Origin of the sequence: Cupriavidus sp. NPDC089707 (genome assembly GCF_044748965.1) — a bacterium.
Classification (GTDB): Bacteria; Pseudomonadota; Gammaproteobacteria; order Burkholderiales; family Burkholderiaceae; genus Cupriavidus.
In genome coordinates this window covers 38,711-45,450 of record NZ_JBIVHB010000035.1, presented here as the reverse complement: position 1 = coordinate 45,450, position 6,740 = coordinate 38,711, and the positions used below count along the sequence as shown (strand labels likewise).

Annotated in this window: 7 protein-coding genes and 1 pseudogene; 5 read left to right on the top strand and 3 right to left on the bottom strand. The window is 60.9% G+C overall.

Going from position 1 to position 6,740, the window contains the following annotated elements; translation table 11 throughout:
- Positions 1-330 (top strand): hypothetical protein (locus tag ACIP1U_RS30790; RefSeq protein WP_400323134.1); only part of this gene is annotated, 330 nt, incomplete at its 5' end.
- 669 nt (positions 331-999) lie between these two features.
- On the opposite strand, the gene ACIP1U_RS30785 is transcribed toward ACIP1U_RS30790, so the two are convergent.
- Positions 1,000-1,203 carry a hypothetical protein gene (locus ACIP1U_RS30785; RefSeq protein WP_400323139.1) on the bottom strand — a complete coding sequence of 68 codons (204 nt, stop codon included), beginning with the start codon at positions 1,201-1,203 and terminating at the stop codon, positions 1,000-1,002.
- Between ACIP1U_RS30785 and ACIP1U_RS30780 the strand changes: the two genes are divergently transcribed.
- Positions 1,123-1,344: a hypothetical protein gene (locus ACIP1U_RS30780; protein ID WP_400323142.1), complete on the top strand. Its 222-nt coding sequence runs from the start codon at positions 1,123-1,125 to the stop codon at positions 1,342-1,344. The two genes, ACIP1U_RS30785 and ACIP1U_RS30780, sit on opposite strands and share 81 nt — an antisense overlap.
- Before the next feature lie 322 nt (positions 1,345-1,666).
- Here ACIP1U_RS30780 and ACIP1U_RS30775 read toward each other — a convergent pair whose 3' ends face one another.
- Together ACIP1U_RS30775 and ACIP1U_RS30770 are read right to left on the bottom strand one after the other, a co-directional pair.
- Positions 1,667-2,704: a nucleotidyl transferase AbiEii/AbiGii toxin family protein gene (locus tag ACIP1U_RS30775; protein WP_400323131.1), complete on the bottom strand. Its 1,038-nt coding sequence runs from the start codon at positions 2,702-2,704 to the stop codon at positions 1,667-1,669.
- Positions 2,697-3,326: a DUF6088 family protein gene (locus tag ACIP1U_RS30770; protein WP_400323129.1), complete on the bottom strand. Its 630-nt coding sequence runs from the start codon at positions 3,324-3,326 to the stop codon at positions 2,697-2,699. The genes ACIP1U_RS30775 and ACIP1U_RS30770 overlap by 8 nt, the downstream gene beginning before the upstream one ends.
- Positions 3,327-3,884: 558 nt before the next feature.
- On the opposite strand from ACIP1U_RS30770, the pseudogene ACIP1U_RS30765 reads away from it, so the two are divergent.
- From ACIP1U_RS30765 to ACIP1U_RS30755, 3 genes and pseudogenes are all read left to right on the top strand, one after another.
- A pseudogene (locus ACIP1U_RS30765) lies at positions 3,885-5,780 on the top strand (OB-fold nucleic acid binding domain-containing protein); the annotation flags it as partial.
- A gap of 209 nt (positions 5,781-5,989) precedes the next feature.
- Positions 5,990-6,241: an AbrB/MazE/SpoVT family DNA-binding domain-containing protein gene (locus ACIP1U_RS30760; protein WP_400323126.1), complete on the top strand. Its 252-nt coding sequence runs from the start codon at positions 5,990-5,992 to the stop codon at positions 6,239-6,241.
- Entirely contained in the window at positions 6,235-6,585 is a 351-nt protein-coding gene (locus ACIP1U_RS30755) for a type II toxin-antitoxin system ChpB family toxin (RefSeq protein ID WP_400323123.1), read from the top strand. The genes ACIP1U_RS30760 and ACIP1U_RS30755 overlap by 7 nt, the downstream gene beginning before the upstream one ends.
- The last annotated feature ends 155 nt before the right edge of the window (positions 6,586-6,740 follow it).

The following is a 6,740-nucleotide window of genomic DNA, read 5'->3' as shown; positions in this document are numbered from 1 at the left end:
AATCTATACCATAGACCATCCTGGCTGTTGCGCCAGAAGCGGGATTTCAAGGCTTCAAAGCGCAACAGTCGTAAACCTACCGTTCCTTCGCATAAGATTTATTATGTTAAATGGCTTTCACGCATGAAAGTAGGCAGATTGCTCGTCTTTGGTTGGCACAAAGTTGTTCCCGGTTTTTGCAGAATTTTGTTCCTGGCCCCCATGGGCCCGGCTGACGGGCGCGGCGGCGAGGCGTTCGCGTGGCCTTGGCTTGGCATCCTGATCGCGCGGAGTCCCCTGACGGCGAGCGTCATCGGCTTCGCAAGCCTCAGCGTGCGGACCAGCGACTGACCGGCCCGTTGGGAAAGGAACAAAATTGCTTCAAGCGTCGGCCGGAGGAACAATTTTCCGCAAAATTAGTTGAAGCAAAATTGTTCCCAGTGCCTCGGAAACGGCGAGCTCGCGGGCAGCCAGCAGGAACGAAATTATGCAAACCGACGCCGGGCTCGCCGCGTCACGTAGTCCAACTCGCACCGCGCCTGCAATGACGCGCTGAGACGGCCGAGCCGCGACGGAATTAGCTGTTAAGTCACTGAATTGTTGTGAATCGCAGTCCGGCAGGCGCCGGGCACACCGCAATCCCGACGGAGAGTGTCCTCGATGGACCACGTCGAATGTTGTCCATCGGGTCCCCGTGCCCTTCCGCTTCGTCCAACTACGCGACTGACAATCTGCTGCGAACGATACTTAAAAGAGCCCCTGGATCTTTGCGCATCAAATGACCATCAAATAAGAGCGCTTTCTCGAACCTACTGAATTTATTGGAATTTCTGGGGTATAGAGGTTACCGAACCCGCGGCGGAGAAGTGGGTTGTCAAATAGGACTGAACCGATGCAGGTGGGGATCTGGCTACGGGCTGCAATAGGACGAGTCCGCGAAATTTCACAATGGTTAAATTTCATACTTCAATGCCGGAATGTTCGCGGGAGAGTGTTGGGCCCAAGAAGGGCTGCGCCCCCTCAGTCGTATCGTCGTCTATCGCAGGGTGCCGCTAGCGGGCAGCTTAGCCGCTTGAGCCAGCTGCGTAGTTCGGCCGCGCGAAAGGCTTGGAACTTCCCGCAAAGGGCGAGGAGTAGATCCGCTTGCGATGCTTCAACGAGGATGGCGGCCTGGCAAACCGTCAGTCCACGGCCCCGAATCCGTTCGGTGATGTCGCGAACAATGCCCGCCTTGAGAGGGATTTCGTCTGCGTCAGCGAAGCCAAGCTGCGCATAGACATTGCTCGTTCCATACTCGAACCGAAACACGTGGACTCCTTTATTTGTGGACAACAACCCCTTTTACCATTGCTCGGCGATGGCTGAGGGCGGCGCGATTATTCCGGGAACGCAATGTAAAGACAACTTCGGGGAAATACCAAGGGTGGCAAGGGCACGAGGGCTGATCACATCAAGATGTGATATAAAATGCGCTTCGCAATCACGTGAGAACTCGGGCCGTGGGCATCCCCCTACATTGGGGGATGGAAGGGACGGATCGTCCGATGGCAATATCACTGCGCTGGTGGTTGCGACCCGCCAGCAGACGCTCCGCCCTCGGCATTTCCACGCCGAGGGCTTTTCTTTTTTGCGGGTCATCGATGACAAGCAGCGATTGCGGCAGCAAGCCCGCCGACGGTCTTTGTCACTAGCCGTTGATGGTTCGTTCCAGGTTCTCGACCCTTGCAAGAACATCTTCGAACGAAGGCGGGTTCTCATCGAACATCATTGGCGCCATCGCCCGGTAGTCAATGCGCAGGTCTTTGATGCGCATCGCGTTCGGGATGAGCTGTAAGGTGCCGGGCTTTGCGAGGTCGTAACGCGCCCAGCTCGACCGAAAGAATGTTGCTTTGTGCGTGACGACTTGTGCGAGCAGGCCGAAGTCGGTTGCGGCCTGCTTCCCTTCCTCAGTGTCGAACAGCATAGCGAGGTCGTAATAGTGCCGCGAAAAATACTGTGGTGTGGGCGTTTCCATTGGGCGGTGTGCTTCCGCATGCAATGCGGTGGCCTTTTCCCAAAAAGTGCGCCGCGCTGATAGGACGGTCACCGTACAGGTGGCGTCTTCGAAGAAGCTGGGATAGTCCTCCGCCGCGTAAGGGCGAATCACTCGCTGCTCGGTCGGCCACGGGTCACCGCGTACGCCAAGCTCGAGCTTTACCCGCGGGGTGATGTAAGCCATGCCCTCGTATTCGGAGGCCTGTAGTGCGGTCGGATAATGGAAGTTCACCGTCTGCGCGTCGGCGGTGTCGATCTCCAGGGACCACCGGCCCTGGCTCGGCTCGCCCAGTTGCTCGACGATTGCGGCTCGAAGCGCGGGTAGCAGCTTCTGGGCAATATGGTCCTCAACATCGCCTATCAGTTCTTTGATGAGTTGGCTCGCTTGCTTCCCGCTGATTCCCTCCATTTCGGGATCGCGGTCGCCCGTGTAGCCGAGGTCGGCTCGATCGAAGGACAGATCGATATCCTCGGAGAAGCGGCGGATGGCGCCGAACGCCTTAGATAGCGATGTTCCGCCTTTGAAGACGAGGGCCGCAGCGTCCTGGCGCTGCAGGCCGAACAGTCGCTTTAACGTCCAGCAGACCCAGAAGTCCTTTTCGATGATCGTATTGGCGACCCCTCGACCGGCGCCAGTTTCGCCAAAGAGAGCGGCTCGATCATCCGCCGGAAGCTTGGCGACTTTATCCATCGATCTCACCCGTTGCCGCGTTAGCAATCGATACAAGGGTCGGTCGCATCCAGGCGGGCGCCTGGATCGCGGTGGATGCGAGCGTCCGCTTGTCGCTGGCCGAGAGGCGACTCGCTGCGACTTGCACAACGTCCGCCGCACGGACGGGCCCCACATGACGAAGCGCCTGGAACACGGTGCCCGCCGCACTGCCCGGCGCAATCAGGTGCTTCGGCGAAGCATGCCGCAGATCGACGACGCGCTTGCCGAGCACGACACGGCGAGAGGGTCCGTTGGTCAGATAAGTCGTTTTCGCCGGAACCTGCGTGGTCAGCCCCAAGACATTTGCCGCGCGTGCGCCGGCGATCTGTACCTGAGACCCGGTCTCCCGCGCAAGTGCCTGCGCCACGTCATCAGGCGCTGGAGAAAGCGGGCCAAGCTTCGGGTGAACTTTGGGAAAGTCGTACAGGCCGCGCGCCAAACGACGGAGCTTTCCGCCTTTCGTCAACCGTGAAAGAGCCTGGTCAATGGCTGCCCTACCCCCTACGTCCAGGAAGTCACTGGGGGTGAAAACGCCCCCACGCCCGGCTGCACGGGCGCGTCTCATGATCTGGTCCGGAACGGATGGTGTGGTTGCTTTCATAAGTCAGAAATTAACCTATTTTTTTCTGACAGACAAGGCCGTCTCGTAAAGGTTTGGAGGTGTCGTTTGTCGTACATATCGCGCCATAAAATGCAGAATTCTGCGCAAATTCTGCGCAATGGCAAGATTTCAGTCACGGCTCCCCGATTCCACGCCAGGGGAGCGCCGGGGAGTGGCAGGTTTTGAGAAAGGGCCCCTGACCACTGTATAAATATACAGTAGACTGTGAGCAGGAGCCCTCATGCTGACAGTCGCCCCCGAAACCATCCATCCATCGCTCTGGATCGCCTCGCAACTGGCCGGCGGCTACGCGCGCGCCGTGTCTACTGGACATCCCTCGCTGGACCGTGAATTGCCAGGTGGCGGCTGGCCGATTGGCGGCCTGACGGAGCTGCTCCAGCGCCAGCCCGGGATCGGGGAATTGCGCCTGCTCCGCCCCGCCCTGGCAGCCCGGTGCGGACGCCCGATCGCGCTGTTGACGCCACCGCACGCCCCGCAAACGCTGGCGCTGGCCAACTGGGGCATTCCGCCGGAACAACTGCTCTGGGTCGACGCCGAGTCGTTTGCCAAGGGCGGGGCTCGGCCGCCAACTCCGCCGTTTGCTATTGCCTGGGCATCACAGAGGTCGACCCGGTGCGGGGCAACCTGCTGTTCGAGCGCTTCATCTCCAAAGAACGTGGCGAGCCACCCGATATCGACGTCGATTTCGAGCACCAGCGACGCGAGGAAGTCATCCAGTATCTCTACCGGAAATACGGGCGAGACCGTGCCGCGCTAGCCGCAGCTGTGACTACCTACCGACCGCGCAGCGCCCTACGCGATTCCGGCAAAGCGCTCGGGGTCGATCCCGCCATCATTGACCTGGTTGCAAAATCGCACCACTGGTTCGATGGCAAGGCTGATTTGCAGCGGCGCTTCAATGAGAGCGGTGTGGACCCAGACGCAGAGCTATCCCAACGGTGGGCCAACATGGCCGTGTCATTGCTCGGTTTCCCCCGCCATCTATCGCAGCACACCGGCGGCCATGGCTGACCGCAGTGTGATCCAGTGGGACAAGGACGATCTGGACGCGCTGGGGCTGCTCAAGGTCGACGTGCTGGCGCTGGGCATGCTTCCAGCGGTGCGTCACGCGCTGGACTTCGTGGCACAGCAGCGCGGCGAGGCGTTTGAGCTGCAGGATATTCCCGCCGAAGACCCAGCGACCTACGAGATGATTTGCAAGGTCGATACGGTTGGCGTCTTCCAGATCGAGTCCCGCGCCCAAATGTCCATGCTGCCACGACTGCAGCCGCGGACCTTCTACGACCTGGTCATCGAGGTGGCCATCGTTCGAAGTCGCAATGCTGGCGGCTGGGTTTTCGGCTGGCGAAGCAGGCCAACCTGCGCCGCGCCATGGCCGCCTGGAAACGCAGGGGCGGCATCGACAAGTACTACGAGCGGATCGTCTCGGGCATGCTCGAGCGCGGTTATGACCGCGAGTTCGCAGAGAGCATCTTCCGGCAGATCCAGGGCTTCGGCGAGTATGGTTTTCCGGAGAGCCACGCGGCCAGCTTCGCGCTGCTGGTCTATGCCTCAGCCTGGCTGAAATGCCACGAGCCGGCAGCTTTCCTATGCGCGATGCTCAATAGCCAGCCGATGGGGTTCTACACTGGTGCAGGACGCGAGGCGGCATGGCGTGATCGTGCTCCCGGCAGATGTAGCGGTGAGCGGATGGGATTCCACGATGGAATCCCATCCCGGCTCGCAGGCAACGGCGGTGCGCCTTGGTCTGTCGCTCCTACGTGGCATGCGTCGCGAGGCTGGCCAGCGTATTGAGGAAGCGCGAGCGGTCCGTCCGTTCGCCGGTACGGCGGATCTCTCCCGGCGCGCGGCGCTGGATCGCCACGACCTGCAGGTTCTCGCTGCCGGCAACGCGCTGGCATCCATCACTGGCGATCGCCGGCAAGCCTTGTGGCAGGCCGCTGCCGCAGTAGCGGACAAGGACTTGCTGCGTCCGGCGGACATTGCCGAAGCGCCGGCCGAGTTGGCCCAGGCAACAGAGGGTGAGGAGATCGCTGGCGACTACCGCGCTATGGGCTTGACCCTGCGGCGCCACCCTCTTGCCCTGCTGCGCCCGATGCTGGCAGCCCGGCGCTTCGTGGCGGCGGCGGAGCTGGTGCAATTCCAGCCGCGACAGGCCGCCCGCGCTGCCGCATCGTGACGGTGCGACAGCGACCCAGCACTGCCAATGGCGTCGTGTTCATGACGCTGGAGGATGAGACTGGCGTCGTCAACGTGATCGTGTGGCCGAATGTCTTCGAGCGCTTCCGCAAGGAAGTTCTGGGTTCGGCGATGGTCGGAATCTACGGCCAGTGGCAACGTGAGGGGGAGGTCCGGCACCTGATCGCTCAGCGTGTGGTGGATCTCTCGCGCATGCTTGGCGAGCTTCAGACGGCGAGCCGGAATTTCTGTTGACACAGGACGCGTCGTGGATTTTTCGCAGGACGCCGGGCAGATCGATCACGTAGCCACGTAGCGCCTTACCTGGAGGTGACCCACAAGGAGATGCATGAGGCGGTGCCAGCACATGGCGATTCATTGGATGTAGCTACGATGTAGAAACCACTGCTTGACGTGTTCCGCGCGCGTATCTACAATGAATCTACGTAATAGGAGGTGCGGCGATGGAACTGTCGATTCAAAAATGGGGTAACAGCGCGGCAGTGCGCCTGCCCACAACGCTGCTTGAGCAGCTCAAAGTGGCATTGGGCGACAGGCTGTCAGTGGATGTGCGGCCGGACGGTGTCATGCTCAAGCCCGCCCGGCACAAGTATTCGCTCGATGAGCTGGTTGCCCAGTGCAATCCGAAGGCGCCGATGCCCGACGGGCTAGCAGATTGGGGGGGCGTCAAGCCGGTCGGGCGCGAAGTATGGTGAGGCGCGTCAAGTTTGACCGGGGCGACATCGTGCGGGTGAGCCTGAACCCAACGGAGGGGCGTGAGCAACGAGGGAACTATCGCCCAGCACTCGTGCTGTCGCCGGCAGCGTTCAACGCTCTTGGTGTCGCGCTGGTTGCCCCGATTTCGCAGGGAGGCGACTTCGCGCGATTTGCTGGATTTGCCGTTCCGCTGTCGGGCTCTGGCACGGAAACTCAGGGAGTCGCGCTGGTGAACATGGTGCGCACGCTGGACCTTGAGGCTCGCGGAGCAAAGAAGGTCGAGCGGGCACCGGCCGCGGTTGTCGAAGATGCCCTGGCACGACTTCAGACCATTCTTGAATAGCCGTTAGCTCTAAGGGAGCAGTGTCATACGTCCCCCTATGGGTGGTCTTCAATCCCGTTCCTCGGGGGGTATGCCAGCCTCGAAGCTTGCAAGAACGCGAAGGCCGCAATGGCGCGGGAGGGAAATTCCGTTGTCGCTGCAGGAGTTCTAAGTGC